Origin of the sequence: Microbacterium hibisci, from assembly GCF_015278255.1 — a bacterium.
In the GTDB taxonomy this organism is placed as follows: Bacteria; Actinomycetota; Actinomycetes; order Actinomycetales; family Microbacteriaceae; genus Microbacterium; species Microbacterium hibisci.
Genome location: NZ_JADIJC010000009.1, coordinates 144,699 through 170,280, shown reverse-complemented (window position 1 = coordinate 170,280; position 25,582 = coordinate 144,699). Strand labels below are relative to the sequence as shown.

Sequence of the window (25,582 nt, the reverse complement as noted above, 5' to 3'; positions counted from 1 at the left end):
CGGCGCGGTAACGGGGCCGACCTTCGACAGACGACGGATGCCGCGACCCGGTCGGGTCGCGGCATCCGTCATGTCGTCGTGCAGCGCGTCAGCGCCACCTCGCGTCGTACCTCAGCGGGGCACGTCGCCGCGCCACGCGCCCGTCTCGCGCGGGGCGCTCTCGATGAACTTCTTGAAGTTCTCGAGATCCTTCTTCACGGCGTGCTTGCCGGCGCCGACGAGCGAGCCGAGCTTCTCGATCGCGTCGGTCGGCTCCCAGTCGATCTGCACCGTCACACGGCTCTTGTCGTCGTCCAGCTTGTGGAACGTCACGACGCCGGCGTGGGCGGTCTCGCCGCCGATGCTGCGCCACGCGACCCGCTCGTCGGGGTGCTGCTCGGTGATCTCGGTGTCGAACTCGCGCTCGAACGGGCCGATCTTCACCTTCCAGTGGTTGTGGGTGTCGTCGATCTGCGTGATCGACTCGACCTCGTCCAGGAAGTGGGGGAAGCTCTCGAACTGCGTCCACTGGTTGTACGCCATCGTGACGGGCACGTCGACGTCGATGGTCTCGATGATCTGCGTCATGTCTCCAGCGTGCGCGCCGCCCCGCCTCCTCGCATCCCCTTGACGTGAGCGCGGCGGGCATCTAGAAGAGACGACGGATGCCGCGACCTCACTTCTTGACGGTCGCGCCGGTCGTCCCGCCGTCGGCGGCGGTGCCCGATCCGCCGCCCTCGGGATCGCGCGAGATGAGGTTGGTGGCCCACCGCTCGTTGAACCCCGCGAGGAAGCCGACGGCGCCCCAGAAGAACCAGCTCTCGATCCGCCCTTCGGGAATGACGAAGGCGTCGGAGAGCAGTCCGCTCTTGAGCAGGAACACGATCGCGGCGGCGAAGAACCAGCCGAGGAAGACCCGGTACATGGCGATGCCGCTGTCGGCGACCTCGATCGTGAGGTGCTGCATGCGGTGCATGCGCAGGAGCACGCTGACGCAGGCTCCCGCCGCTCCGGCGCCCACCGCGACGAGGACGTCGCGCACCGCGTCCGCCTGGTCGAACGGGATGGACCCGTTGCGCCAGAGCGCCATCACGGCGGTGCCCAGCCCTCCCACGAGCACGAGGAACGTGAGCGCGACGCCGCGGAAGAGACCGCGCGCGTATCGGCGCCGGGCGATCTCGCCCTCGCGGCGAGTGAGGAAGTCATGGGCGAACGCCAGCCGTTCGTCGAGCGCCGCGATGTCGGCGCGCCGCGGCTCGGGGTCTGCGGCGAATCCGGCGGCCGCGATGCGCACCGCCTCGTGCACGAGCTCGTCGAGCGTGCGCACATCGTCGCCGCGGAGGATGAAGCAGCCTCGGAGCCGCACCTCGTTGAGCCGGCCGAACTGTGCGGGCGCGAGCGTCGCGACCGTGCGCGCCGCCTCGCGGAAGTCGGGGTCGTCGTCCTGCAGCAGGCCGACCGGCGGTTCCTCCAGTGCGTCGTCATGCCGTTCGGCGGCCCGCAGACGTGCGGCGTTGGGGATGCGCGCGAGCTGGATCTTCAGCCACGTCAGCCACGAGGCATCGCCGATGCCCGACCCGGGGTGTGCTGCCTCTGCCACGTCGCGCCTCCTCACCGTTGCGCAGTGCACGACACTGCGAGGAGGGGCGGCGGCGGCCGGGTGATACGGACGGGAAGACGACGGATGCCGCGACCCGGCCGGGTCGCGGCATCCGTTCCGCAGTGCTTACGCCGTGGCGTCGGCGCGCTTGGGCAGCACCCAGCCCGCACGCGGGAAGTGGCAGGTGTAGCCGTTGGGGATGCGGATCAGGTAGTCCTGGTGCTCGGGCTCGGCCTCCCAGAACGGGCCCTCGGGCTCGATCGTGGTGACGGCCTTGCCCGGCCACAGCCCCGACGCGTCGACGTCGGCGATGGTGTCGCGCGCGACCCGCTCCTGCTCGGGGGACAGCGGGAAGATCGCCGAGCGGTAGCTCGAGCCGATGTCGTTGCCCTGGCGGTCCTTGGTGGACGGGTCGTGGATCTGGAAGAAGAACGCCAGGATGTCGCGGTAGGTGGTCTTCTCGGGGTCGAAGACGATCTCGACCGCCTCGGCGTGCCCGGGGTGCTTGCGGTAGGTCGCGTGGGCGTTCTCGCCGCCGGTGTAGCCGACGCGCGTGTCGAGCACCCCGGGCTGGCGGCGGATGAGGTCCTCCATGCCCCAGAAACAGCCGCCGGCGAGGACGGCCGTCTCGGTGCCGGGGGTGCGGGTGATCTCGCCGGTGTCGAAGGGACCGCTGGTCATGATGCGTGCTCCTGGTTCTCGGGGTTGTGATCGTGGGACTCGGTGCGCTGGTCGCTGAGCCTGTCGAAGAGGTGTCGGTAGGCGCCGTAGCCCTCGTCGTCGAGCGACGAGGCGGGCACGAAGCGCAGTGCGGCCGAGTTCATGCAGTATCTCAGGCCACCGGCCTGCCGGGGGCCGTCGGCGAAGACGTGACCGAGGTGGCTGTCGGCGCCCGATGAGCGCACCTCGGTGCGCGGCAGCAGCAGCTTCCAGTCCTTCTTGGTCGAGACGGCGTCGGGCTCGATGGGCTTGGTGAAGCTCGGCCATCCGGTTCCGCTGTCGTACTTGTCGGTCGACGAGAAGAGCGGCTGGCCCGAGACGACGTCGACGTAGATGCCGGGCTCGTGGTTGTTCCAGTACGCGTTGCGGAACGCCGGCTCGGTGCCGTCCTCCTGGGTCACGCGGTACTGGACATCGGTGAGGCGGCTCAGCGCCTCGGGGGTTCTGCGGTAGTCGTTGCTCACGATTCCTCCAGTTCGACGCCGCTGGCTGCGGCGTCATAGGAGAGAACGGCAGCCTCGCCGGTTTTGGTCCCGCGAACCTGGGAGCGAGCTTCGAGTTCTGGGCCGGGTCGCGTGGTCGCGGGCCGCCGAGATCGGCGATCCCGCGAAGATCGGACGGATTCACCGGATCGGGCCGATTCCGGCGGGATCTCCGATCTTCGCGGCGCGCCGGGGGGCGAGAATCAAGGGCATGGCGACGCGGCTGCTGCTCATCTCCGACACCCACATCCCCGGGCGGGCCCGGCGGCTGCCGGGCGCGGTGCTGCGCGCAGCGGACGCCGCCGACCTCGTGATCCACGCCGGCGACTGGGTCGCGGCATCCGTTCTCGACGAATTGGAGCAGCACGGCGACGTGCTGGGCGTGTGGGGGAACAACGACGGCCCCGACCTCCGCGCGCGGCTTCCCGAGATGGCGCAGCGCACGATCGACGGCGTGCGCTTCGCGGTCGTGCACGAGACGGGCGACGCGAAGCGGCGCGAGGCGCGCATGGAGGCCGCGCTCCCCGACGCGGACGTGCTCGTCTTCGGTCACAGCCACATCCCGTGGGATACCACGACGCCCCGGGGCCTGCGGCTGCTGAACCCGGGCTCGCCCACCGACCGACGCCGTCAGCCCGTGCACACGATGATGACCGCCGTGGTCGCGGACGGCGACCTCGTGGACGTGCGGCTCATCGAGGTCGCGCCGGATCGTCCGTCAGCCTGACCCTCGACACCACGACACCCGCGAGGAGTCCGCCGAGTCCGCCGGCGGCCATGTCGCCGATCGTGTCCTGATAGCTCACGAAGATCTCGTCGGACACGAACCTCCAGCCGACCCATTCGACCATCTCCCAGACGGCGCTGAGTGCGAGGCCGAGGGCGGTCACCAGCACCACCGGGGTCGCGCGCCGCGCTCCGTCGGCGAGCGGCGAGGGCACGATGCCGAGGCGCGCGAGCACGAGGTACGTCATCGCCGCCAGCACGCCGGTGCAGACGAAGTGCACGACGAGGTCCCACAGCGCGATCGACTCGTAGAGGCCCAGCACGTTGCTCCACGCGGCGACGAGCACGGTCACGCAGAACACGATGTCGAATCCGGCACGCGCGCCGGCGAATCGCGGCACGACGAGGGCGAGCAGCGACAGCGCGATGATGCCGGCGTCGGACGGCTCCCACCAGATGAAGGTGGCGGCGACGCTCAGCACGCCGACGAGCCGGATCACGTCCGCGACCCACTCGCCGGGGCGGCGCGGGGGCCGCAGGAAGCGCTCGATCATGCGTGGCCCCGTCCGACGGGGAGGGCGATCACCGCGTGCACGGGGAGGTGGTCCGACGGCCACACGCCGCCGAACACCCGGGCGTTGATCGCCGCCCGCTCGACCGCCACTCCCGGCGTGACGAGGATCCAGTCGATGCGTGCGCGATCGGGTCGCGGTGCGCGGTAGTTGACGAAGGTTCCGACGGATGCCGTCACGCGCTGCTCCGCGACGGCCCACGAGTCGCGCAGCCCGTCGTCGAGCAGTTCGCGCAGGGTCCGAGACCCGGCTCCGGCGTTCAGGTCGCCGGTCAACACGGCCGGGCCGGAGCCGACCATCGTCTTCAGGGCGTCCGCCGAGCGCACGCGCGAGCGCGGTGAGAACGGATCGAGGTGCGTGTTGACCGCGATGAAGGAGTCGCCGGTGACGCGGTCGCGGAAGCGGGCTGTGACCGCGATCCGGGGGATGAAGTTGCCCCAGGTGCGCGAGCCGGACTTGCACGGATGGTTCGACAGCGCGGTCTGCTCCCAGTCCTCGAGCTCCAGCCGCTCGTCGTCGAAGAACAGCGGGCACCCTTCGCCGCGTCCGTCGCGGCCATGACCGCGGCCCACGAAGCGGTAACGGCCGCCGAGCGCCGCGAGCACTGCGCGCGCCTGGTCGGGCATCGTCTCCTGCGTGCCGAGGATCGTCGGCTGCTCCTGCTGCAGCAGCGCCCGCACCGCCGGGGCGCGGTGGCGCCAGCGGTCGGCGCGTCGCCACGAGAGGCCGGTCATGCGCCGGCGGATGTTGAACGACATCACATGGAGCGCGGGCGCCGGGACCGGCCCGATGAGCGGCCCGCCGGCAGGATCGTCGGCCATGGCCCTCCTCGCGTCTGCTCTGGTCACCGTACGCGGGGGAGGGGTGCCGTTGAAAGGGGTTGCGCAGCCGGCCGGGACGCGCCAAGGGTGATCGGAGGGAACCCGCCGTGCGCAGGCTGCGGCTACCCGGCCGAGCCGAGCCCGCCGCTCAGCCGTCCATGGAACGAGGCGGCCGCGTCGCTCATGCCGTGCAGCTCGACGGTCGTGCCGCGCTGCTCGTACTTCGTGACGATCGCGTCGAGGGCGGCGACCGTGGAGGCATCCCACACATGCGTCCGCGACAGGTCGATGACGACGCGGGCGGGATCGGCGGAGTACGCGAACTGGGTCGTGAGGTCGTTGCTCGAGGCGAAGAACAGCTCGCCGTCGACGACGTAGCGGGCCGTGCCGTCCTCGACGGTGCGCGTCACGGTCGTGAAGTGCGCCACGCGCCGGGCGAACAGCACCATGGCCGCGAGCACGCCGAGGATGACGCCGACCGCGAGGTTGTGGGTCCACACCGTGGCCACGACGGTGACGAGCATCACGAGCGTCTCGCTGACCGGCATCCGCTTCAGGGTCGACGGTCGGATGCTGTGCCAGTCGAAGGTCATGAACGACACGACGATCATCACCGCGACGAGCGCCGCCATCGGGATGAGCCCGACGATGTCGCCGAGCACGACGACCAGGATCAGCACCCACACCCCGGCGAAGAACGTCGAGATGCGGGTGCGGCCGCCCGACGTCTTGACGTTGATCATCGTCTGGCCGATCATCGCGCACCCGCCGGTGCCGCCGAAGAAGGCCGACACGACATTGGCGACGCCGAGGCCCCACGCCTCACGGGTCTTGCGCGAGTGCGTGTCGGTGATGTCGTCGACGAGCTTCGCCGTCATGAGCGACTCGAGAAGGCCGACCAGCGCGGCGGCGAACGCGTACGGCGCGACGATCTCGAGCGTCTCCCACGTGAAGGGCACGTTCGGGATCAGCAGCTCGGGAAGGCTCCGCGGCAGCTCGCCCTGGTCGGCGACATTCGGCACCGCCGACAGGCCGAACACGACGACGGCCACCGTGAGGAGCACGATCGCGACGAGCGGCGCGGGGATGGCGCGCGAGAGGCGCGGCCAGAAGACCAGGATGCCGAGGCCGACGGCGACGAGCACGTACACGGCCCACGGCACGTCGATCAGCTGCGGCAGCTGCGAGAGGAAGATGAGGATCGCCAGCGCGTTGACGAAGCCGACCATGACGCTGCGGGGGATGAACCGCATCAGCCGCGCCACGCCGAGCACCGCCATCAGCACCTGGATGATGCCCGCCAGCGCGATCGTGACGATGAGGTAGTCGGGGCCGTGCTCGCGCGCGACCGGAGCGATCACGAGGGCGACGGCGCCGGCCGCGGCCGTGATCATCGCGGGGCGGCCGCCGGTGAAGGCGATGACGACCGCCAGCACGAACGACGAGAACAGGCCCACGCGCGGGTCGACGCCCGCCACGACGGAGAAGGCGATCGCCTCGGGGATCAGCGCCAGGGCGACCACGAGCCCGGCGAGCACCTCTCGGGTGAGAAGTCGGGGGCGCCGCAGCGCCTGCCGCACGGTCGGCTCGATGCGGTAGCGGTCGGCGGATTCGGCGACGGTGGACACGGCTGCTCCTCGGTTCTCGTGCGCACCGTTGCGCCCGCAGGGGGTGGGGAAGTGGAGGGATGCCGCGACCCGCGCAGCACCATCGACTCTAGTCGCGGCGTCTCGCGGTGCCTTCCGGCGCCGGGCCGCGGTGACTCCCCGGCCCGCGGCGTGGCGGGGTCTCCCCGGCCCGCGGCGTGGCGGGGTCTCCCCGGCCCGCGGCGTGGCGGGGTCTCCCCGGCCCGCGGCGTGGTCCGAACCCCGCCCGCGCCGCGGTGCGGCAGCGTCCGCGCGACTTATCCGACACCGCACCGGATCTCAAGAGCCTCCCGGGATCGAGGGGGCCTCGGCAGACTCGGGGGATGGTGTTCATAGGCTTTCACGCGTCCCATGAGCAGATCCTCCCGAGCGAGCTGCTGACGGCTGTCCAGCGGGCCGAGGCCGCCGGCTTCGACGGGGCCATGTGCTCCGACCACTTCGCGCCGTGGAACCCGCGGCAGGGCGAGTCCGGCTTCGCGTTCAGCTGGCTGGGCGCCGCCCTCGCCCGCACGGAGTTCACGATCGGCATGGTCAACGCCCCGGGGCAGCGCTACCACCCCGCGATCGCCGCTCAGGCGTTCGCGACGCTCGAGGAGATGTTCCCCGGACGCTTCTGGGCGGCGCTCGGCAGCGGCGAGGCGATGAACGAGCACATCACCGGCGATCCGTGGCCGCCGAAGGACGTGCGCACCCAGCGGCTGGGCGAGAGCGTGGACGTGATCCGCCGGCTGCTGGCGGGCGAGGAAGTGACGCACGAGGGGCTCGTGACCGTGCACCGGGCGCGGCTGTGGACGAGGCCCGTCGCGCCGCCGCCGCTCCTCGCGACGGCCGTGAGCCCCGAGACGGCGGCGTGGGCCGCGTCGTGGGCCGAGGGGCTCGCCACGGTCGTGCAGGCCCCCGACGCGCTCGAGCGGGTGGTGGACGCCTACCGCTCGCAGGGCGGCACCGGCCCGTGCGCCCTGCAGGTGCACGTGAGCATCGCCGAGACGGATGCCGAGGCCTACGCCATCGCGAAGGACCAGTGGCGCAACGGCCTGATCTCGCCGCCGCTCGCGTGGGATCTCGAGCAGCCCGAGGACTTCGACGCCGCGGTCGGGGAGGTGGACGAGGCGAAGCTGCGCCAGGCGGTGCTCGTCGACGCCGACCCGGTCTCGCTGGCCGAGCGGATCGCCGAGCTCGCCCGCATCGGCTTCGACCGCGTCTACCTCCACCACGTCGGCCGCGAGCAGGAGTACTTCCTCGATGCGGCGGCCTCCGGCATCCTTCCCCGTCTCAAGGAGAACCGATGAAGATCACCGACACCAGCGACCTGTGGTGGAAGAGCGCCATCATCTACTGCCTCGACGTCGAGACGTACTTCGACGCCGATGGCGACGGCACTGGCGACATGCGCGGTCTCGCGCAGCGGATCGACTACCTGGCGCAGCTCGGCGTGACGTGCATCTGGCTCATGCCGTTCTACCCGACCCCTGATCGCGACGACGGCTACGACGTCAGCGACTTCTACGGCGTCGATCCGCGGCTGGGCAACCACGGCGAGCTCGTCGAGATGATCCGCACCGCCCACGACCGCGGCATGCGCGTGATCGTCGATCTCGTCGTCAACCACACCTCCGACCGGCACCCGTGGTTCGTCAAGGCCAAGCGCAGCGTGAACTCGCCGTACCGCGACTACTACGTGTGGCGCGACGACCCGCCGCCCAAGGGCCAGAAGAACACCGTCTTCCCCGGCGAGGCCGACGGCATCTGGACGAAGGACGAGGCCTCGGGGCAGTGGTACCAGCACAGCTTCTACGAGCACCAGCCCGATCTGAACATCGCCAACCCCGCGGTGCGCGACGAGCTCGCGCGCGTGATCGGGTTCTGGCTGCAGATGGGGGTGTCGGGCTTCCGGGTGGACGCGGTGCCGTTCTTCCTCGAGATGCCGCAGGGCGCGGAGATCGCGGACCCGCACGAGCTGCTGCGCGACTTCCGGCGGTTCCTGCAGCGGCGCGCGAGCGAGGCGATCCTGCTGGGCGAGGTGAACCTGCCGTACGACCAGCAGGTCGACTACTTCGGCGGGCAGGACGCGAGCGAGCTCTCCATGCAGTTCGACTTCATCGGCATGCAGGCGTTCTACCTCTCGCTCGCGCGTCAGAACCCTGCGCCGCTCATCAAGGCGATCACCTCGCGGCCGGGGCTGCCCGTCGAGGTGCAGTGGGCGAACTTCCTGCGCAACCACGACGAGCTGACCCTCGACAAGCTGAGCGACGACGAGCGCGAAGAGGTCTTCGAGGCGTTCGCACCGGACGAGCGGCAGCGGGTCTACGGGCGCGGCATCACGCGCCGGCTGCCCCCGATGCTCGCCGACCCGCGCCGCATCCGCATGGCGTACAGCCTCATGTTCGCACTCCCCGGCACGCCGGTGCTGTTCTACGGCGAAGAGATCGGGATGGGCGAGAACATCGACATCCCCGGTCGCAGCGCCGTGCGCACGCCGATGCAGTGGACGGGGGAGAAGAACGGCGGGTTCTCGCAGGCTCCGCCGTCGAGGCTGGTGGCGCAGCCGCCGGGCGACGGCTACGCGCCGGAGCACGTCAACGTCGCCGACCAGATCGAGGACCGCGACTCGCTGCTGCACTTCTTCCGCGACCTCACGTCGCGCTACCGCATCTCGCCCGAGCTCGGCTGGGGCGAGTTCGAGGTGCTGGACCAGCCCGTCGAGGCGATCCTCGTGCATTCGCTGCGCGCCGACGTCGGCCGCATGGTCGCGATCCACAACTTCGCCGACGTGCCGGCGACGACGCGGTTCGCCCTGAAGGACGAGCCCGAAGGCACCAAGCTCGTCGACCTGCTGGGCGCAGACCGCATTCCGCTGGACGAGCGCGGCGCCGTCGAGATCGAGGTGCCGCCGTACGGCTACCGGTGGCTGAGGGTGTCGCGCGTGGGCGACGGCCGCGTGTCGTAGCGCCTCGCTGCGGCCCTCGGTGAGCGTCGTTCGCGAGAGACCGGGCCGGGTGCCGGGCGGAGCGCCGCGCGCAGCGCCCGGCGCATCCAGCGCACGGGCGGGAAGTCGCGCGGGAAGTGCACCAGCACCGTGCGGAGCCCTCGTGCGACGCGGCGGCCGAACGCGCCGTCGCTCGTGAAGGGCCGCATCGACATCGCCATCGTCGCGCCGCGGAGGAGCCGGACGCGGCCGAACTCGCCGAGGTGGAAGGCGAGGTCCATGTCGTCGTGCAGGTCGGGATCGTCACGATGGACGGACGAGCGGATGCCGCGCCACACCGCGCGCCGCATCCCCAGGTTCGAGCCGAACAGCGGAAGGTGCCCGAGCGTCGGCATCATGACCGCCGCGTAGGCGCCGAGGTACACCGCCGCGAGCGGGGTGCGGAGCACGCGCGGACCGTCGAGGAAGCGCGCGCCGCCGGTGAACGCCGCGACGTCGGGTCGCGCGGCGAAGGCATCGGCCATCGCGCCCACCCATGCGGCATCGGGCACGCAGTCCGCGTCGAGCCGCAGGATGAGATCCCCGACGGCGGCGTCGTATCCGGTCGCGCTCGCCGCGGGGATGCCCGGGGCGTCGCAGCGGACGACGCGGGCGCCCAGCGCGCGTGCGACGCCGGCCGAGGCATCCGTCGATCCGTTGTCGACCACGATCACCTCGTCGGCCGGGCGCGTCTGCCGGGCCAGAGCCTGGAGGCACCGCGCGAGCTCGGTGTCGTCGTCTTTCACCGGGATGACGACGGAGATGCTCACGGGGTCGGTCATTTTCCGAGTCCACCGCAGCCGGGCTCCCGGAAGAAGGGACTTGACTCAGGGAGCGCGTGGCGCGCATCGTTTCCGGGCTCCCGAAGCGGTAGCAGGACGGGCGGGGGCGTGTCAACGGGCAGGTGGCCGCGGATGCCGCGACCTAGGCTGGCAGGGCAAGGAAGGCAGTTCAGCGCGAGACGGTCGAGCATCGGCGTTCGGGTCGCCGGCCAGACTCCCGCGATACGCGCGGATGGTCCCGGTGGGGAGGGCTACCCCACCGGGACCATCGCTGTTCCGGCGTGATCCGGAGGCGTCCGCCGCTGACGTGCCGGGGGACGCGGCGTTAGCCTGGCGGCATGCACCGCATCTACTCGATGAGCTTCGCCTCGGTCTACCCGCTCTACGTGACGAAGGTCGAGAAGAAGGGGCGCACGAGCGAAGAGGTCGACGAGGTGATCGAGTGGCTCACCGGCTTCGACGACGCCGATCTGAAGCGCCACCTCGACGAGCACACGACCTTCGAGGACTTCTTCGCCGACGCCGACCTGAACCCGAACGCCTCGCTCATCACCGGCGTGATCTGCGGCATGCGGGTCGAGCAGATCGAAGACCCGCTGATGCAGAAGATCCGCTACCTCGACAAGCTCGTCGACGAGCTCGCCCGCGGCAAGGCGATGGCGAAGATCCTCCGGACGCCCTGACCGCGGCCGCCGGGTTCCGGTGGCGCAGACGACGAAGAGGGCACGTCCTCGTGGACGTGCCCTCTTCGAATGCCAGGGGCGGTGCGACGCCTCTGCCCGTGGTGCGGGACTCAGTACCAGCCGGTCGACTGCGAGTGGCCCCACGCGCCGCACGGGCTGCCGTAGCGGCCCGAGATGTAGCCGAGACCCCACGCGATCTGCGTCGCCGGGTTGGACTGCCAGTCGGCGCCGGCGCTGCCCATCTTGCTGCCGGGGAGCGCCTGCGGAATGCCGAAGGCACCGCTCGAGCGGTTGTAGGCCTGGTAGTTCCAGCCCGACTCCTTCTGCCACAGCGACACGAGGCATCCGAACTGGTCGTCGCCCCAGCCGTAGCCGCCGAGCATCGCGCGGGCGGTCGCCTGGGCGTCGGCGGGGCTGGTTCCTCCCACGGCGCCGCCGGTGGCGTACACCGGGCGCGGCGCGGCCGACGACGAGGACGACTTCTTCGCGGCGGCGGCAGCCTCCGCCTCGGCTGCGGCCTTGGCGGCTGCGGCGGCCTCGGCCTCCTTGCGTGCCTTCTCCTCCGCCTCCTGCTGCGCCTTCAGCGCGATGGCGGCGTCGAGCTTGCCACGGAGGCCCTGTGCCTGCTCGCTGACCGACGCCGTGAGCGTCGTCACGGTCTCGGTGATCTCGGTCGAGTACATCGCAGGAAGGGTCTGGGCGCGGCGGAGCTGCTCCACGGCAGCCTCGAGCTCGGCCGTGTCGACGGTCGTCTCGGTGCTGCCGACGTCGAGGCCCGACGACGCGATGTCCGACGCGACGGTCGTCGCCGCGGTCCGGGCCGCGTCGGCGTCGGCGACCGCCTTCTCGAACGCCGTCGGCGCGGCCTGCTCGGCGGCGACCTCGGGCGTCGCTGTCGTGTACGACGCGAGGGCGAAGTTGGTCAGGGAACCGGATGCCTCGGCCTGCGTCGCGGGGGCCGCAGTGGTGAAGCCGGCGGTGGCCAGAACCCCGATCGCGAGCGTCGCGGCGACGAGAGCCGGGCGGCGGCGGATGCGTCGTTCGGCACGTCGCGCGGTGCGACGGGAAGGAAGGAGAGACGTATGGCTGCGCATGAAGAACCGGGTTCCGTATCGACGATGTGCGCCATCGGGAGGCGCGTCGTGACCGTTCGGGCGGACACAAGTCCCCGAGTCTTTACGGCTTTTCTGGACGGTTCCGGTGCGTTACCTGAACGTTACATGTGAGCGCGAACGCTGAAAAGGCCAGATCAACGGGTCGCGCAGGGGTCGCGGAGGCGGCTGTGAAGCCCCTCCGAACTACGATCGAACCACCGCCCATCGCCCGAGGAGGCTTGCTCGTGCCCTCATCCACCGCACCCACCGCCGCGCTCGCGCACGCCGAGGACCTGGCCGCGTTCGTGGCGGCGTCGCCGTCGAGCTTCCACGCCGCGGCCGAGGTCGCCGACCGTCTCGAGCGGGCGGGATTCGCGCGGCTCGACGAGGCAGACGCGTGGCCGGCGCCGGAGGGCGGAAGGTATGTGGTGGTGCGCGACGGTGCGGCGATCGCGTGGGTGGTTCCGCCATCGGCGACCGCGGCCACGGGCGTGCGCATCTTCGGAGCGCACAGCGACTCGCCCGGCTTCAAGCTGAAGCCGCGGCCGACCACGGGCCGGCTCGGCTGGCTCCAGGCCGGCGTGGAGGTCTACGGCGGACCCTTGCTGAACTCGTGGCTCGACCGTGAGCTGCGCCTGGCCGGACGCCTCGTGCTCGAGGACGGCACGAGCGTGCTCGCGGCGACCGGCCCGCTGCTGCGGCTGCCACAGCTCGCGATCCACCTCGACCGCGAGGCCAACGACCGCCTCGCGCTCGACAAGCAGTCGCAGACCCAGCCCGTGTGGGGACTCGGCACGACCGAGTCCGCCGACCTCCTCGGCGAGCTGGCTCGCGCGGCGCGCGTGGATGCCGCACGCATCCGCGGCTACGACATCATGACGGCGGACTCCGCGCGCGGCGCCGTCTTCGGGCACGACGACGTCTTCTTCGCGTCGGGACGACTCGACGACCTCGCGTCGGTGCATGCCGGGGTCGTCGCGCTCGAGCGCGCGGCGGACGGGTACGACGCCGACCACATCGCGATGCTCGCCGTCTTCGATCACGAAGAGGTCGGCTCGGGCACGCGCTCCGGCGCGGCGGGGCCGTTCCTCTCGGACGTCCTCGAGAGGCTCTGGCTGTCTCTCGGCGCCGACCGCGAGCAGCAGCTCCGCGCCCTCGCCGCGTCGTGGTGCATCTCGAGCGATGTCGGCCACTCCGTGCACCCGAACTACGCCGAGAAGCACGACCCCGTGGTGCGGCCGGTGCTCGGGTCGGGCCCGATCCTCAAGATCAACGCCAACCAGCGCTACGCGACCGATGCCGCCGGCGCTGCCGCCTGGAACGGCTGGTGCGCCCAGGCCGGGGTCACGAGTCAGGAGTTCGTCTCGAACAACGCGGTGCCGTGCGGGTCGACGATCGGGCCGATCACCGCGACGCGTCTGGGCATCCGCACCGTGGACGTCGGCATCCCGATCCTCTCGATGCACTCCGCCCGCGAGCTCGCCGGCGTGAGCGACCTCTGGGACCTCGCGCGGGTCGCCGAGACGTTCTTCCGCGGCTGACCGCCGTCCCGCGCGGCGGGGCACAGAATCGGAGCTCTCCGGCGACACGCCGAGAACGGATGCCGCACCCCGGCGTGTCGCCGGACACCTCCGATTCTGTGCTCGGGCGCGATGGCGCGGCGGGCGGTTCACGTGCGTGGCAGGTGATCGGCGCGAGCGCAACCCCCTCCGTGAGTCCGCGCCGCCCGCGCAGGGTGTTCTGAAACACCTGGAGGCGCGCATGAAGGCGATGACGTACCGCGGACCGTACAAGCTCCGCGTCGAGGAGAAGCCCGACCCGAAGATCGAGCACCCGAACGACGCGATCGTGCGGGTGGAGCTGGCCGCGATCTGCGGGTCCGACCTGCACCTCTACCACGGCATGATGCCCGACACCCGGGTGGGCCACACGTTCGGCCACGAGTTCATCGGCACAGTCGAGCAGGTCGGCGGCTCGGTGCAGAACCTCCAGGTCGGCGACCGGGTGATGGTGCCGTTCAACATCTACTGCGGCTCGTGCTTCTTCTGCGCCCGCGGGCTCTTCTCCAACTGCCACAACGTCAACCCCAACGCCACCGCGATCGGCGGTATCTACGGCTACTCGCACTCGACCGGCGGCTACGACGGCGGTCAGGCCGAGCTCGTGCGGGTGCCCTTCGCCGACGTCGGGCCGACGGTGATCCCCGACGACATCCCCGACGAGGACGCGCTGCTGCTGACGGACGCGTTCTCGACCGGGTACTTCGGCGCCCAGCTCGCCGACATCGTCGAGGGCGACACCGCCGTCGTGTTCGGGGCAGGACCGGTAGGCCTCGCGGCGGCCCGCTCGTGCTGGCTGATGGGCGCCGGTCGCGTGATCGTGGTCGATCACCTCGGCTATCGGCTCGAGAAGGCCCGCGACTTCGCCTTCGCCGAGACGGTGGCCTTCTCGCAGGTGGGTGACATCGTCCGCGAGCTCAAGAAGATGACCGGCGGGCTCGGAGCCGACGTCGTGATCGACGCCGTCGGCGCCGAAGCCGACGGTCACGTCATCCAGCACCTCACGTCGGCGAAGCTCAAGATGCAGGGCGGCTCACCCGTCGCGCTGAACTGGGCGATCGACTCGGTGCGCAAGGGCGGCACGGTGTCGGTCATGGGAGCCTACGGTCCGATGTTCAGCGCCGTCCGCTTCGGCGACGCGATGAACAAGGGCCTCACGCTCCGCATGAACCAGGCGCCCGTGAAGCGGCAGTGGCCGCGCCTGTTCGACCACATCCGCGCCGGCCACCTGCGGCCCAGCGAGCTGATCACGCACCGCATCCCGCTGGACCACATCGCGGAGGGGTACCACATCTTCTCGTCGAAGCTCGACGACATCATCAAGCCGGTCATCGTGCCGGCGGCCTGATCCAGGATCACGGAGGACGACATGCCGTACACCGCTGACAAGCCCGGCTCCACGCCCAGCGCGGAGGAACTCCGCGCCCGCATCCCCGGCTGGGGTGCCGACCTGGCCGCCGCAGACCGGCCCGCGTTCCCGCGCGAGCAGCCGGGCATCGAGACCGGCGCGCGCTGGGACCTGCCGGAACAGCAGCAGGCCTCGGGGCCGCGAGAGAAGTCGGTGGAGCACGACCGGCTCACGCCTGTCTTCGGCACCGCACAGCCGCTGCACGGCGTCGCAGGCGCCGTGAAGCGGTACGCCTACGACAAGTACAGCGAGGGGCAGACGGCCCACTGGCTGCTGCTCATCCTGGGCGATCGCATCGACTCGGCGACGGCCCACGCCCGGTCGCTCTTCTCACGCCGGCCCGACGACCCGCTCACCCAGTCGGGCATCCTCGGCGAGCGAGGGCACCGGCCCATCTCGTCGCGCTTCGGCCGCGGGCGGGCGGACCTGAAGCACATGTGGCTCGATCCGCTGCTCGTGTTCGGTCCGTGGATCCTCACCGGCGTGACCGTCGTCGCCATCGGTCGATCGATCCTGCGGCACGTCCTCGGGCGGCGGCAGGCATCGTCCTGACGCCGCTCTCGGACCGGACCAGCTGTCGCGGGCCGGCCTCGGCTACCAGGGCCCGGTCGGCTGAGCCCGGCCGACGGCACGACGTCGCCGGGGCGGCGTAGCCTGAACGGATGCCGCAGCCGACGACTCCGCCGCACGGCGAGATGCAGTCCGCCCCGACGCAGGGCGCCCGCGCACAGCTGGCCGCCCTCGCGGGTGCGCGGCACGGCACCACCGGGCCGCTGTTGCACCTGCCCATGCCGGCCGACCCGCGCCCGGCGGCGGTGCTGATGCTGTTCGGCGTGCTCGACGATCACCCCAGCGCGCACGATGCCGACGACCGCGCGGTCTCGCGCGACCTCGACGTCCTGCTCCTCTCCCGCGCCACGACGCTGCGCGCGCACCCCGGGCAGGTCGCCTTCCCCGGCGGCCGGATCGACCCGGGCGACGGCGGTCCCGAGGATGCGGCGCTGCGCGAGGCCCAGGAGGAGACCGGACTGGATCCGTCAGGGGTCGAGGTTCTCGGCGTCCTGCCTGAGATCCCGCTCGCGTTCTCGCAGCACCTCGTGACTCCGGTGCTGGCGTGGTGGCGGTATCCGTCACCCGTCCGCGTGGTCGACGAAGCGGAGTCCGCCGACGTCTTCCGTGCGCCCGTGGCAGATCTGCTCGACCCCGCCAACCGCGGCGTGACCGTCATCCGCCGCGACGGGCAGGAGTGGCGCGGGCCCGGCTTCCTCGTCCGGCACGCGACCGGCGAGCACCTGGTGTGGGGCTTCACCGGGATGGTGCTCGACGCGCTCTTCGACCGGCTCGGCTGGAGCGAGCCGTGGGACGACGCGCGCGAGCTGCCGCTCGTGCTGCCCGAGACGCCCAGCCGCTGACGCGACCCGGTCACCGGTAGCGGTAGTGCTCCGCGCTGGAGTTGACCCACGTGGCGAAGCGCCGCGCCTCGGCGTCACGGGGCGGCTCGAACGGCACCACCCACACCTGCGCGCCGCCGATCACCACGTACGGCAGCATCCGGTTGATCGAGCGGTTGAGCATGCGCGGGGTGATCTGCCCCGCCGGCCCGAACAGGCGTCGCTCGACGGCCGTCCGGGTAAAGTCCGGGCGGCGCAGCAGCGCGTCGCCGGAATCGACGGAGGCCGCGACCTCGCTCACGCGCTGACTGAGGTCGCCGAAGTGGATCCAGCGTCCGTCGATGACGATGCCGGCGAAGTCCTGCTCCTGGCCGCTGTAGCGCACCTCGCCCGTCCAGCGCCGGCCGTCCCACCAGCGAGTGCGACCCCGCTGGTCGTCGTACCAGCCGGGCTCGGCGGGAGCGGACGCGGCGGGTCCGGCATCCGTCCGCAGCTCGATGTCGGCCTCGCGCAGGTCGATGAACTGCTCGGTCCAGCGTGAGCCGTCCCACCAGCGCTGCTTGCCGGTGCCGTCGTCGTACCACCCGGGGGCGGGTTGCGTCGCCATGGTCCGAGGGTAGTTCGTGACGCGGATCGTCGGCGATCGGCCCTCGGCCTCCGCCGTCACGGCAGACTGGGCGGATGCCCTCCGTCGATGACATCGTCCCCGCCGACCGCCGCCGCCTCCTCGACCAGCCGGTGTACGGGCACCTCGGCACCATCCGCCCGAACGACTCGGTGCAGGTCAATCCCATGTGGTTCGAGTTCGACGGGCAGCACGTGCGCTTCACCCACACGAACTACCGGCAGAAGTACCGCAACCTGCAGCACAACCCCTCGATGTCGCTGTCGATCCTCGACCCCGAGAACCCGTTCCACTACCTCGAAGTCGCGGGCCGGCTGGTCGACGTCGTGCCCGACCCCGAGGGCGCCTTCTACGTGCGGCTGCAGAACCGCTATGGCAACCCGAGCAGCACGCCGCCGCGCGACAAGGAGGACCGCGTGATCCTCGTCATGTCGATCGAGCGGGCCACTCGGCAGTAAGCGGCACCGACCCGTACGCGGGGCTGCGCGCCGCCGACGGCGCAGCCCCGTACACTTGGTCGCATGGGAATGATCAAGAGCGCGCCGATGATGGCGTGCCCGTGCTTCATCCGCGAGCGCCGCGCCTGACGGCGCCCTCGCGACAAACCGCGGCAGCGCGCCGTCATCCGGATGCCCTGGCATCCGGTCGCGCGCCCCTCCGGCTTCTTCGGCCGATACCCCACGGCGTGCGCCGGGTGCTCCACCACGTCCTGGAGCGCTCCCATGCGAAACCGTTCTTCCCACGGCGGCCGGCACGAACTCGGCCAGAACTTCCTCACCCATCGCCCGACCATCCGCGGCATCGTCGACCTGGTGTCGGCCACTCGCGGTCCGATCCTCGAGATCGGTGCCGGTGACGGCGCCCTCACCGTCCCTCTCGCGAGCCTCGGCCGCGAGCTCACCGCGATAGACGTCGACGAGCACCGCATCCGCGCGCTGCGCCGGCGTCTGCCGCACGCGAGCGTTCAGCAGGCCGATGCCCTGCGGTATCCGCTCGACCATCCCGTCGTCGTCGGCAACGTGCCGTACCACCTCACGACGCCGATCCTCCGTCGCCTGCTGGAGGGGAACGGATGGCAGCATGCCATCCTCCTCACGCAATGGGAGGTCGCGCGGAAGCGCGCGGGCGTGGGCGGCGGCACGATGATGACCGCCGCCGCGGCGCCGTGGTTCGACTTCTCGCTGCACGGTCGCGTGCCGGCGCGCCACTACGTCCCGATGCCGAGCGTGGACGGTGGCATCCTCCGCATCACGCGTCGGGAGGCTCCGCTGGTCGATCCGCGAGAGCGTGACGCGTACGAGCGATTCGTCCGGCGCATGTTCACCGGGCGGGGGAGCGGACTGCCCGCGCTCGTGCAGACGAGCGCCGGGTTCGCCCGGGCGCGAGCGCGCGCGGTCCTCGCGGACTCCGGCATCGGCCTGGATCGCCTCCCTCGTGATCTCGGCGCCGAGCAGTGGGCGAGGCTGTGGTGCCGGGTGAGCGGGCGATGACGGCACGCTGGCGCGCTTCGGATGCGTGCTGACAGGATGACGTCCATGGCGACCGTCGTCTTCTGCCCCATCACCTTCAACCTCGCCGAGGTCACGCGGATGATCGAGGTGGCGCGGGCCCTCGACCCCGCGCACCGCGCGGTGTTCATGGGCTACGAGTCCGACTTCGCGCACCTCATCGTCGATGCCGGCTTCGAGTACCGCGCCTGCGAACCGGCGATGAGCGACGCGCAGCGCGAGCAGATGATGCGGTTCGACCAGGGCAAGACGCTGCGCAGCCCGCTCACCGACGAACTCGTCTCGGCACGTGTCGACGTCGAGCGGGCGCTGATCAGGGAGACGGATGCTGCAGCCGTCGTGATCGGCACCAACGTGACGTCGATGATCTCGGCGCGGGCAGAGCGGGTGCCGCTGTTCTACGCAGTGCCGTTCGCGCTCACCCGCCCGCAGGTGGCGCAGACCCGGCGCCTCGGCCTGGTGCGGGGGAGCGGCCGGGTCGCGCACGCGGCGGACCGGGTCGCGACGAGCCTGCTGCGCTGGGCGTACAACCGCGCGCCGCTGGCGCCGCGCGCGTTCGCCCGGGTCGCGACGGCCAACGGCGTGCCGCCCCTCAAGACCGTGGTGTCGCTCCTCGAGGCCGACCACAACCTGCTCACCGTGATGGCGTGGGAGCTCCGCGGCTACACGCTGCCGGCCGCGTATCAGCGGGTCGGACCGATCTTCGCCCACCTCGACGCGCCGATGCCGCCGATCGTCGCCGAGCTCGCCGCGCGCGAGGAGCCGCTGGTGTACCTGGGCCTGGGCTCGTCGGCAGACCGCGAGATGGTGCTGGCCGCGGCGTCTCAGCTCGGCACGCTGCCGGTCAATGTCGTGGCGCCGGTGCGGCACTACCTTCGCGACGGCGATGACCTCCCGCCGAACGTGCACGTCACCGACCTCCTGCCCGCGCATCGGCTGGGCGGCCTCGTCGATGCGGCCGTGCTGCACGGCGGCCAGGGCACGGTGCAGACGGCGTGTGCCGCCGGCATCCCCTTCGTCGGCATGGGGCTGCAGCCCGAGCAGGTGTGGAACGTCGACCAGTGCGTCCGCCGGGGCAACGCCCTCGCGCTGTCGCCGAAGCAGGCCGGCACCCCCGCGCTCGCCGCGGCCGTCCAGCGGCTGCTGTCGGATTCCCGCATTCGGGCCGCCGCCGAGCGCGTACGCGCCGAGTTCGCCGACGAGGACGGGGCCGCGGCATCCGCCCGCCTCATCGAAGAGGCCGTCGCCGCGCCGTGATGGGGCGACGACGGATGCCGCGACCTGCGCTCAGCCGAGCGCGCGCAGCCGCTCGAGCAGCGGCTCGGCCGCCTCGGCGAGGAAACGGTCCTGTGCCTCGTCGCCGATCTGCACGATCGCGACGTCGGTGAAGCCCGCGTCGAGGTAGGGGCGGACGCTTTCGGCGATGGCGTCGAGATCCGGTCCGCACACGATCGACTCGGCCACGTCTTCCGGCCGCACGAACTTGCTGGCGGCCTCGAAGCCGGCGGGGGTCGTCAGGTCGGCGTTCACCGGCCACCCGCCGCCGAACCAGCGGAACTGGTCGTGCGCGCGCTCGATCGCCGTCTTCTCGTCGGGATCCCACGACACCGGCACCTGCCCGATCTTGCGGGAGTCGCCGGCGCCGAGGCCGGACTCGGCGCCGTACACGTCGTTCCACTGCTGCACGAGCTCCGACTGCGGCTCGACCGCGATCATGTGGTCGGCCAGCGGCGCGAAGGCGCCGATCGACTCCGGCCCCGAGACCGCGACACCGATCTCGACGGGAGCGTCGGGGACGTCCCAGATGCGCGCGGAGTCCACCCGGAAGTGCTCGCCGACGTACGTCAGCAGCTCGCCCGAGTGCAGTTCGCGGATGATCTCGATCGCCTCGACCAGTCGGTCCTGGCGCACGTCCACGTTGGGCCAGCCCTGGCCGACGACGTGCTCGTTGAGGCTCTCGCCGGAGCCGAGGCCGAGGAGGAACCGGCCGTCGCTGAGGATCTGCAGGGTCGCGGCCTTCTGGGCGACCACCGCGGGGTGATAGCGCATGGTGGGACAGGTGACGTAGGTCATGAGCTCGACGCGCGACGTCGCCTGGGCGACCGCTCCGAGCACGGTCCAGGCATACGGCGAATGACCCTGGCTGACGAGCCAGGGGGAGTAGTGATCGCTCGACACCTCGAAGTCGAAGCCGGCGTCCTCGGCCGCCTGCGCATAGCGCACCAGCTCTCGCGGACCGCTCTGCTCGCCCATCAGGGTGTATCCGAATCGCACCATCATCGCTCCTCCGCGTCTGCGGCACGGCCACCGGACGGTGGCCGGTCTTCGGCACGATACGGACGACGCGAGCCCGCCGCCGGGGGATTGCGGGCCCGGGGTGCCGATGCTAGGTCGCCGTCGAGGGCGCCCTGTCGGGCGCGGACGCCGCGGGCTAGCGTGGGCGGAAACGAACCTCGGAGGTGCGCAATGTCATCCGTCGTCGCCACGATGTCGATCTCGCTGGACGGGATCGGCGCCGGCGTGCGTCAGACCGAGGAACGTCCGTTCGGCGAGGTGCCCGAGGACGCGCTGCACCGGTGGATGTTCGAGACACCCGACGAGAACCGCGCCGAGATCGACGACATCGTCTCGGCGGGCGCCTACATCATGGGACGCAACATGTTCGGCCCCGTGCGCGGCGAGTGGGACCGGGACTGGCGCGGCTGGTGGGGATCCGACCCGCCGTATCACCGGCCGGTCTTCGTGCTCACGCACTATCCGCGCGAGTCCGTCGAGATGGACGGCGGCACGACGTTCCACTTCGTGACAGACGGCATCCACGCCGCCCTGGATCGTGCCCGCGATGCGGCGGGCGATCTCGACGTGCACGTCGCCGGCGGCCCCTCGACCACGAACGCCTACCTGGCAGCCGGGCTCATCGACGAGCTCGCTCTGCAGATCTCGCCGAGCATCATCGGCGGTGGCCTGAGCCCGTTCACGGCGGTCGGGCCGCTTCGGCTCGAGCCGATCTCGGGACGGCAGGCGTCGCTCGTGACGCACGTCCGCTACCGGGTGCTGCGGTCGGAGTGAGCCGGCCCGCTGGCGGCGCGCGCGAGGCGGTCGGCGAGCGCGGCCAGAGCGCTGCGCAGCTCGGGGGCGTCGAGCACGTCTATCTCCGCGTCGAGCATCGTGACCCACAGCGCGAGCTGGTGCGGGTCGTCCGAGCCGACGTGCACGAGGCACGTCGACTCGTCGACCGGCTCCACGAGGATCGACGACGGGATGCGCCGCTGGAGGACGTCGGCGGCGACGTGCGCGCGGAGGGTCGCGCGATAGCGCCAGTGAGCGCGCCCGAGCTGCCGATCGACATACGCGGCAACGCCCCCGTCCGGCTCGCCGCGGGGTGAGAACCGGGGACCGGTGGGGATCACCGGGCGGAGGTGCTCCAGCGGGAACAGGCGCCAGTCGGCCACGGCGGGGACCCACGCGAGCAGGTGCCAGCGGCCCTCGCTGCTCACGAGCCGGTGGGGCTCGACGTCGAAGCGCTCTTGCGGCTCGTCCGGTGCGACGAGGTGGAAGCGCAGGCGCTCGCGCGCACGGATCGCGGTCGCGACGGCGGTGAGCACCTCGGTCGAGACCGGCGACGGCGTGCCGTGGAGCGCGAGGATCGCGCCGTGCAGGGCGTCGACCCGATGCCGCAGCCGCGAGGGCATCACCTGTTCGAGCTTGGTGAGCGACCGCACGGACGTCTCATCGATCCCCGCGACGCCCGACGTGCCGGCCAGACGCAGGCCGACTGCCACCGCGATCGCGTCGTCGTCGTCGAGCAGCAGCGGCGGCATGTCGCCGCCGGATCCGAGCCGGTACCCGCCGATGCGGCCGACCGTCGCCTCGACGGGGTACCCGAGGGCGCGAAGCCGCTCGACGTCCGCGCGCACCGTGCGGGTCGTCACATCGAGTCGTCGGGCGAGCTCGGGCCCCGACAGATCGGGGTGGGCGTGCAGCAGCGCGAGCAGTCGCAGCAGGCGGGCGGAGGTTTCGAGCACGGCTCCAGATTGCCACGAAAGGAGGAACGAACTGCTCCTCCTTCAGTCGTAGCGTGAGGGTATGAACACGACAGCGAACGACATCCGTTCCTTCCGCATCGACATCGACGACGCCGCCGTCGACGATCTGCGTCACCGTCTGCGCCGCACCCGCTGGCCCTCCGCGTCCGTCGGCGACGGGTGGGAGCGCGGGGTGCCGGCGGACTATCTGCGCGGCCTGGCCGACTACTGGGCCGAGGGTTTCGACTGGCGCGGCCAGGAGGAGCGCCTGAACCGGCTCGATCAGTTCGCGACCGACGTCGACGGGCAGGTCGTGCACTTCGTGCACGTCCGTTCGTCGCACGACGACGCCGTGCCCCTGCTGATGATCCACGGCTGGCCGAGCACGCCCTTCGAGTTCGCGGACGTCATCGGCCCGCTCACCGAGCCTGCGAGCGGCGACGACGGACGGCGGACCCCCTTCCATGTGGTCGCACCCTCCCTGCCGGGCTACGGCTTCTCGACGCCCTTGGCGGGCGCCGGGTGGGGCAACCTGTTCCGCGTGGCCCAGGCCTTCGCCGAGCTCATGGAGCGCCTCGGCTACGAGCGGTACCTGGTGCACGGTACCGACGCGGGGGCGGGTGTGGCCGGCCTCCTGGGGATGGTCGCCCCCGACCGCGTGATCGGCGTCCATATGACCGGCACCGCCCCGGCGATGCCGTTCGGCCCTCCGATCGACACCGCCTCGCTCACCGGCGCCGACCGCGAGCGCGCCGAGCGGTTCAACGCGGCCCAGCAGGACGCGTACGGCTACCTGCACCTGCAGTCGACCCGGCCGCAGACGCTGGCCTACGCGCTCGCCGACTCGCCGGTCGCGCAGCTCGCGTGGATCGCGGAGAAGTTCCACGAGTGGACCGACCCCGCGCACGAGCTTCCCGACGAGGCGGTCGATCGCGACGCGCTGCTCACCGCTGTCAGCATCGCATGGTTCACGGGGGCCGGCGGCTCCTCCGCGCACGCCACCTACGAGGGCATGCAGGTCTACCGGCAGATGGCGGCGGCGCAGGGGCAGGGAACGGATGCCGGGTCCGAGGCGCCGTCGGGTCCGCCGACCGGCGTCGCGGTGTTCGCCGCCGACAACACCGTGAGAAGCGTCCTCGACCCGGCGCACGCGATGGTGCACTGGAACGAGTACGACCGGGGTGGTCACTTCCCGGGGATGGAGACACCCGACCTGCTGGTGGCTGACCTCGACGCGTTCGCCCGGCTCGTCGTCGTGGACGGCGAGTGAGGGCGGCCGGTCGCGGGCTACCTTCTTCCCATGACCCCGCACCAGCTCACCCGCGATCAGGCACGCCGCCTCGTGGTGCGCGCCCAGCTGCTCGACGCCGACCGCCCCGGCGACGTGGTGGAGGTCGCCGAGCAGCTGGGCTACATCAAGATCGACCCGACCGCGACCATCGCACCGTGCGAGCACACCGTGCTGTGGTCGCGCATCGGCTGGTCGTACGAGCCGGGGCAGCTCCGCAAGGTCGTCGAGGATGACCGCCTGCTGTTCGAATTCGACGGAACGTTCCGCCCGATGAGCCTGCTGCCGCTCCTGCTGCCCGGCATGCGGCGGTGGCCGCAGCGCGAGAGCAGCCGGCAGTGGCTCGAGGTGAACGCGCGCTTCCGGTCGGATGTGCTGGCGCGTCTGCGCGCCGAGGGGCCGCTGCTGGCGAGCGACATCCCCGACACCGCGCAGGTGAGCCAGGCGCCCGACGGCTGGTCGGGATCGAACCAGGTGCCACACATGCTCGAGTTCCTCCGCAGGCAGGGCGAGGTGGCGATCGTCGGCCGCGAGGGGCGTCACCGCCGCTGGGACCTCGCGGAGCGCGTGTATCCGCAAGACCTGCCGGTGTACGACGAGGACGAGGCGGAGCGCCTGCTGGAGCAGCGCCGGCTTCAGGCGGCGGGAATCGCTCGACCGCACCGCTGGTGGAGCGGCGTGGGCAAGGACACCGGCGAGCCCGCGGTCGTCGAGGGGAGCACGGTGAAGTACCGCGTCGACCCGGAGGCGCTCGCCGCGCTCGACGAGGACGACGGCGGGCGCGTCGCATTCCTCAACCCCTACGACAGCCTGCTGTTCGATCGCAGGCGCCTCGAGGAGCTCTTCGAGTTCACCTACGTGCTCGAGCAGTTCAAGCCCAAACCGCAGCGCCGCTACGGCTTCTTCGCGCACCCGATCCTGATGGGCGACCGGTTCGTCGGGATGCTCGACGCCGAAGTGGACCGCGAGCGCGAAGTGCTCCGGGTCAACGCCGTCCACGAGTTCCTGCCGTTCGACCCGGAGGAGACCGAGATGGTGCGCGCCGAGATCACGGACCTCGCGGAGTGGCTCGGCGTCGCGGTGACCGGCCTGCAATGAGCCCGCCGCCCCGCTCGGCACGCTCGATCGCGTGAATCCTCGAACGCTCGCCGACGGCGCGACTCCAGCGGGGCCACTCCCGCTTCGAATGGACGGTGCGGGACTGGAACGAGCCGGCGATCGGGATCTACCGTGCCATCGGCGCGGTCCCCCTGGAGGAGTGGACGACTCAGCGCCTGACGGGTGCTGCGCTGGCCGCCCTCGCTGCGTTGCTGCCGGGCTGAGGCCGGGCGGCGCCCGATCCGGGGCTCACGGCACGCGGTTCGACACCGTCAGCAGCACCACGGCGTCCTCCAGCGCCTCGAGACTGTGACGCTGGGGCGGCACGGTGAGATGATCGCCGGATGCCCCGTCCCAGGCGTCGTCGCCGGCGACGAGGCGCACCCGCCCGCGCAGCACCTGCAACGTCGCCTCATGGGGGCTCTCGTGCTCACCGAGTTCGTGACCCGCCCGCAGCGCGATCACGGTCTCGCGCAGGGCGTGCTCGTGCCCGCCGCGGATCGTCCGGGCGGCGCGGCCGCTCGAGGCCTCACGCGCCTTCGCCGCCAGCTCATCGATCAGGTCGGCCAGGTCTGTGCTGTCCATGCGCATCGCCTCCATCGCCTCCGCT

Annotated in this window: 28 protein-coding genes; 15 read left to right on the top strand and 13 right to left on the bottom strand. The window is 71.5% G+C overall.

The genetic code is table 11. The features are described 5' to 3' along the window. Positions 1–111: 111 nt before the first annotated feature. From IM770_RS15805 to msrB, 4 genes are all read right to left on the bottom strand, one after another. Positions 112–567 (bottom strand): SRPBCC family protein, encoded by a 456-nt coding sequence (locus tag IM770_RS15805; protein ID WP_203582114.1) that lies wholly within the window; start codon positions 565–567, stop codon positions 112–114. 88 nt (positions 568–655) lie between these two features. Next, positions 656–1,579: a hypothetical protein gene (locus tag IM770_RS15800; RefSeq protein ID WP_203582113.1), complete on the bottom strand. Its 924-nt coding sequence runs from the start codon at positions 1,577–1,579 to the stop codon at positions 656–658. Between the two features lie 126 nt (positions 1,580–1,705). Beyond that, the gene (gene msrA, locus IM770_RS15795; RefSeq protein ID WP_203582112.1) at positions 1,706–2,260 is read right to left on the bottom strand and encodes a peptide-methionine (S)-S-oxide reductase MsrA; all 555 of its coding nucleotides are present in this window, start codon (positions 2,258–2,260) and stop codon (positions 1,706–1,708) included. Then, positions 2,257–2,763, bottom strand: a complete 507-nt coding sequence (gene msrB / locus IM770_RS15790) for a peptide-methionine (R)-S-oxide reductase MsrB (protein WP_203582111.1) — start codon at positions 2,761–2,763, stop codon at positions 2,257–2,259. The genes msrA and msrB overlap by 4 nt, the downstream gene beginning before the upstream one ends. A gap of 229 nt (positions 2,764–2,992) precedes the next feature. Here msrB and IM770_RS15785 point away from each other — a divergent pair, with 229 nt between their 5' ends. Continuing rightward, positions 2,993–3,508, top strand: coding sequence for a metallophosphoesterase family protein (locus IM770_RS15785; protein WP_203582110.1), 516 nt, complete (start codon positions 2,993–2,995; stop codon positions 3,506–3,508). On the opposite strand, the gene IM770_RS15780 is transcribed toward IM770_RS15785, so the two are convergent. The 3 genes from IM770_RS15780 to IM770_RS15770 all read right to left on the bottom strand — a co-directional run bounded on the left by IM770_RS15780 (position 3,474) and on the right by IM770_RS15770 (position 6,528). Continuing rightward, positions 3,474–4,061: a DUF2238 domain-containing protein gene (locus IM770_RS15780; RefSeq protein ID WP_203582109.1), complete on the bottom strand. Its 588-nt coding sequence runs from the start codon at positions 4,059–4,061 to the stop codon at positions 3,474–3,476. The genes IM770_RS15785 and IM770_RS15780 overlap by 35 nt on opposite strands. Next, complete coding sequence (locus IM770_RS15775) at positions 4,058–4,900, bottom strand: endonuclease/exonuclease/phosphatase family protein (RefSeq protein ID WP_203582108.1); 843 nt, start codon at positions 4,898–4,900, stop codon at positions 4,058–4,060. The genes IM770_RS15780 and IM770_RS15775 overlap by 4 nt, the downstream gene beginning before the upstream one ends. Positions 4,901–5,022: 122 nt before the next feature. Next, positions 5,023–6,528, bottom strand: coding sequence for a SulP family inorganic anion transporter (locus IM770_RS15770; protein WP_203582107.1), 1,506 nt, complete (start codon positions 6,526–6,528; stop codon positions 5,023–5,025). A 341-nt stretch (positions 6,529–6,869) separates the two neighbouring features. On the opposite strand from IM770_RS15770, the gene IM770_RS15765 reads away from it, so the two are divergent. Both IM770_RS15765 and IM770_RS15760 read left to right on the top strand, forming a co-directional pair. After that, positions 6,870–7,835 carry a TIGR03885 family FMN-dependent LLM class oxidoreductase gene (locus IM770_RS15765; protein WP_203582106.1) on the top strand — a complete coding sequence of 322 codons (966 nt, stop codon included), beginning with the start codon at positions 6,870–6,872 and terminating at the stop codon, positions 7,833–7,835. After that, positions 7,832–9,493, top strand: a complete 1,662-nt coding sequence (locus tag IM770_RS15760) for an alpha-amylase family protein (protein ID WP_203582105.1) — start codon at positions 7,832–7,834, stop codon at positions 9,491–9,493. Before IM770_RS15765 ends, IM770_RS15760 begins: the two co-directional genes overlap by 4 nt. On the opposite strand, the gene IM770_RS15755 is transcribed toward IM770_RS15760, so the two are convergent. Continuing rightward, complete coding sequence (locus IM770_RS15755; RefSeq protein WP_203582104.1) at positions 9,445–10,293, bottom strand: glycosyltransferase family A protein; 849 nt, start codon at positions 10,291–10,293, stop codon at positions 9,445–9,447. The two genes, IM770_RS15760 and IM770_RS15755, sit on opposite strands and share 49 nt — an antisense overlap. A gap of 338 nt (positions 10,294–10,631) precedes the next feature. On the opposite strand from IM770_RS15755, the gene IM770_RS15750 reads away from it, so the two are divergent. Then, on the top strand, positions 10,632–10,976 hold the full coding sequence (locus IM770_RS15750; RefSeq protein ID WP_203582103.1) for a DUF2200 domain-containing protein: 345 nt from the start codon (positions 10,632–10,634) through the stop codon (positions 10,974–10,976). Positions 10,977–11,086: 110 nt separating this feature from the next. On the opposite strand, the gene IM770_RS15745 is transcribed toward IM770_RS15750, so the two are convergent. After that, positions 11,087–12,070, bottom strand: a complete 984-nt coding sequence (locus IM770_RS15745; protein WP_203582102.1) for an aggregation-promoting factor C-terminal-like domain-containing protein — start codon at positions 12,068–12,070, stop codon at positions 11,087–11,089. Between the two features lie 245 nt (positions 12,071–12,315). Here IM770_RS15745 and IM770_RS15740 point away from each other — a divergent pair, with 245 nt between their 5' ends. The 4 genes from IM770_RS15740 to IM770_RS15725 all read left to right on the top strand — a co-directional run bounded on the left by IM770_RS15740 (position 12,316) and on the right by IM770_RS15725 (position 16,449). After that, the gene (locus IM770_RS15740) at positions 12,316–13,611 is read left to right on the top strand and encodes a M18 family aminopeptidase (protein ID WP_203582101.1); all 1,296 of its coding nucleotides are present in this window, start codon (positions 12,316–12,318) and stop codon (positions 13,609–13,611) included. Between the two features lie 220 nt (positions 13,612–13,831). Further along, complete coding sequence (locus IM770_RS15735) at positions 13,832–14,977, top strand: zinc-dependent alcohol dehydrogenase (protein WP_203582100.1); 1,146 nt, start codon at positions 13,832–13,834, stop codon at positions 14,975–14,977. A 21-nt stretch (positions 14,978–14,998) separates the two neighbouring features. Then, positions 14,999–15,589 (top strand): hypothetical protein, encoded by a 591-nt coding sequence (locus IM770_RS15730; protein WP_203582099.1) that lies wholly within the window; start codon positions 14,999–15,001, stop codon positions 15,587–15,589. A 110-nt stretch (positions 15,590–15,699) separates the two neighbouring features. Next, the gene (locus tag IM770_RS15725) at positions 15,700–16,449 is read left to right on the top strand and encodes an NUDIX hydrolase (RefSeq protein WP_239066312.1); all 750 of its coding nucleotides are present in this window, start codon (positions 15,700–15,702) and stop codon (positions 16,447–16,449) included. A 10-nt stretch (positions 16,450–16,459) separates the two neighbouring features. Here IM770_RS15725 and IM770_RS15720 read toward each other — a convergent pair whose 3' ends face one another. Next, a complete protein-coding gene (locus tag IM770_RS15720) occupies positions 16,460–17,035 on the bottom strand; it encodes a DUF2510 domain-containing protein (RefSeq protein WP_203582098.1) in 576 nt (191 codons plus the stop codon). Positions 17,036–17,109: 74 nt separating this feature from the next. Between IM770_RS15720 and IM770_RS15715 the strand changes: the two genes are divergently transcribed. The 3 genes from IM770_RS15715 (at position 17,110) to IM770_RS15705 (ending at position 19,818) form a co-directional block, all read left to right on the top strand. Next, positions 17,110–17,511, top strand: coding sequence for a PPOX class F420-dependent oxidoreductase (locus IM770_RS15715; RefSeq protein ID WP_203582097.1), 402 nt, complete (start codon positions 17,110–17,112; stop codon positions 17,509–17,511). Between the two features lie 264 nt (positions 17,512–17,775). Further along, on the top strand, positions 17,776–18,543 hold the full coding sequence (gene erm, locus IM770_RS15710) for a 23S ribosomal RNA methyltransferase Erm (RefSeq protein WP_203582096.1): 768 nt from the start codon (positions 17,776–17,778) through the stop codon (positions 18,541–18,543). A 45-nt stretch (positions 18,544–18,588) separates the two neighbouring features. Continuing rightward, complete coding sequence (locus IM770_RS15705; RefSeq protein WP_203582095.1) at positions 18,589–19,818, top strand: glycosyltransferase; 1,230 nt, start codon at positions 18,589–18,591, stop codon at positions 19,816–19,818. A gap of 30 nt (positions 19,819–19,848) precedes the next feature. Here the strand turns inward: IM770_RS15705 and IM770_RS15700 are convergent, their stop codons facing one another. Then, positions 19,849–20,838 (bottom strand): LLM class F420-dependent oxidoreductase, encoded by a 990-nt coding sequence (locus IM770_RS15700; RefSeq protein ID WP_203582094.1) that lies wholly within the window; start codon positions 20,836–20,838, stop codon positions 19,849–19,851. Between the two features lie 189 nt (positions 20,839–21,027). On the opposite strand from IM770_RS15700, the gene IM770_RS15695 reads away from it, so the two are divergent. Next, the gene (locus tag IM770_RS15695; protein ID WP_203582093.1) at positions 21,028–21,630 is read left to right on the top strand and encodes a dihydrofolate reductase family protein; all 603 of its coding nucleotides are present in this window, start codon (positions 21,028–21,030) and stop codon (positions 21,628–21,630) included. Here the strand turns inward: IM770_RS15695 and IM770_RS15690 are convergent. Continuing rightward, positions 21,606–22,586, bottom strand: coding sequence for a helix-turn-helix transcriptional regulator (locus IM770_RS15690; protein WP_203582092.1), 981 nt, complete (start codon positions 22,584–22,586; stop codon positions 21,606–21,608). The two genes, IM770_RS15695 and IM770_RS15690, sit on opposite strands and share 25 nt — an antisense overlap. Before the next feature lie 61 nt (positions 22,587–22,647). Here IM770_RS15690 and IM770_RS15685 point away from each other — a divergent pair, with 61 nt between their 5' ends. From IM770_RS15685 to IM770_RS18115, 3 genes are all read left to right on the top strand, one after another. Continuing rightward, a complete protein-coding gene (locus tag IM770_RS15685) occupies positions 22,648–23,856 on the top strand; it encodes an epoxide hydrolase family protein (protein ID WP_203582091.1) in 1,209 nt (402 codons plus the stop codon). Between the two features lie 30 nt (positions 23,857–23,886). After that, complete coding sequence (locus tag IM770_RS15680) at positions 23,887–24,972, top strand: DNA glycosylase AlkZ-like family protein (protein ID WP_203582090.1); 1,086 nt, start codon at positions 23,887–23,889, stop codon at positions 24,970–24,972. Positions 24,973–25,067: 95 nt separating this feature from the next. Beyond that, positions 25,068–25,196 carry a hypothetical protein gene (locus IM770_RS18115; protein ID WP_275403185.1) on the top strand — a complete coding sequence of 43 codons (129 nt, stop codon included), beginning with the start codon at positions 25,068–25,070 and terminating at the stop codon, positions 25,194–25,196. A gap of 25 nt (positions 25,197–25,221) precedes the next feature. Here the strand turns inward: IM770_RS18115 and IM770_RS15675 are convergent, their stop codons facing one another. Next, a complete protein-coding gene (locus IM770_RS15675; RefSeq protein WP_203582089.1) occupies positions 25,222–25,557 on the bottom strand; it encodes a cupin domain-containing protein in 336 nt (111 codons plus the stop codon). Between the last annotated feature and the right edge of the window lie 25 nt (positions 25,558–25,582).

Coding starts and splice junctions, on each gene's coding strand:
- IM770_RS15805 (WP_203582114.1), bottom strand. CDS start 567: ATGACGCAGATCATCGAGACCATCGACGTCGACGTGCCCGTCACGATG.
- msrA (WP_203582112.1), bottom strand. CDS start 2,260: ATGACCAGCGGTCCCTTCGACACCGGCGAGATCACCCGCACCCCCGGC.
- IM770_RS15785 (WP_203582110.1), top strand. CDS start 2,993: ATGGCGACGCGGCTGCTGCTCATCTCCGACACCCACATCCCCGGGCGG.
- IM770_RS15780 (WP_203582109.1), bottom strand. CDS start 4,061: ATGATCGAGCGCTTCCTGCGGCCCCCGCGCCGCCCCGGCGAGTGGGTC.
- IM770_RS15775 (WP_203582108.1), bottom strand. CDS start 4,900: ATGGCCGACGATCCTGCCGGCGGGCCGCTCATCGGGCCGGTCCCGGCG.
- IM770_RS15765 (WP_203582106.1), top strand. CDS start 6,870: ATGGTGTTCATAGGCTTTCACGCGTCCCATGAGCAGATCCTCCCGAGC.
- IM770_RS15760 (WP_203582105.1), top strand. CDS start 7,832: ATGAAGATCACCGACACCAGCGACCTGTGGTGGAAGAGCGCCATCATC.
- IM770_RS15755 (WP_203582104.1), bottom strand. CDS start 10,293: ATGACCGACCCCGTGAGCATCTCCGTCGTCATCCCGGTGAAAGACGAC.
- IM770_RS15750 (WP_203582103.1), top strand. CDS start 10,632: ATGCACCGCATCTACTCGATGAGCTTCGCCTCGGTCTACCCGCTCTAC.
- IM770_RS15745 (WP_203582102.1), bottom strand. CDS start 12,070: ATGCGCAGCCATACGTCTCTCCTTCCTTCCCGTCGCACCGCGCGACGT.
- IM770_RS15735 (WP_203582100.1), top strand. CDS start 13,832: ATGAAGGCGATGACGTACCGCGGACCGTACAAGCTCCGCGTCGAGGAG.
- IM770_RS15730 (WP_203582099.1), top strand. CDS start 14,999: ATGCCGTACACCGCTGACAAGCCCGGCTCCACGCCCAGCGCGGAGGAA.
- IM770_RS15725 (WP_239066312.1), top strand. CDS start 15,700: ATGCCGCAGCCGACGACTCCGCCGCACGGCGAGATGCAGTCCGCCCCG.
- IM770_RS15720 (WP_203582098.1), bottom strand. CDS start 17,035: ATGGCGACGCAACCCGCCCCCGGGTGGTACGACGACGGCACCGGCAAG.
- IM770_RS15715 (WP_203582097.1), top strand. CDS start 17,110: ATGCCCTCCGTCGATGACATCGTCCCCGCCGACCGCCGCCGCCTCCTC.
- erm (WP_203582096.1), top strand. CDS start 17,776: ATGCGAAACCGTTCTTCCCACGGCGGCCGGCACGAACTCGGCCAGAAC.
- IM770_RS15705 (WP_203582095.1), top strand. CDS start 18,589: ATGGCGACCGTCGTCTTCTGCCCCATCACCTTCAACCTCGCCGAGGTC.
- IM770_RS15700 (WP_203582094.1), bottom strand. CDS start 20,838: ATGGTGCGATTCGGATACACCCTGATGGGCGAGCAGAGCGGTCCGCGA.
- IM770_RS15695 (WP_203582093.1), top strand. CDS start 21,028: ATGTCATCCGTCGTCGCCACGATGTCGATCTCGCTGGACGGGATCGGC.
- IM770_RS15685 (WP_203582091.1), top strand. CDS start 22,648: ATGAACACGACAGCGAACGACATCCGTTCCTTCCGCATCGACATCGAC.
- IM770_RS15680 (WP_203582090.1), top strand. CDS start 23,887: ATGACCCCGCACCAGCTCACCCGCGATCAGGCACGCCGCCTCGTGGTG.
- IM770_RS15675 (WP_203582089.1), bottom strand. CDS start 25,557: ATGGACAGCACAGACCTGGCCGACCTGATCGATGAGCTGGCGGCGAAG.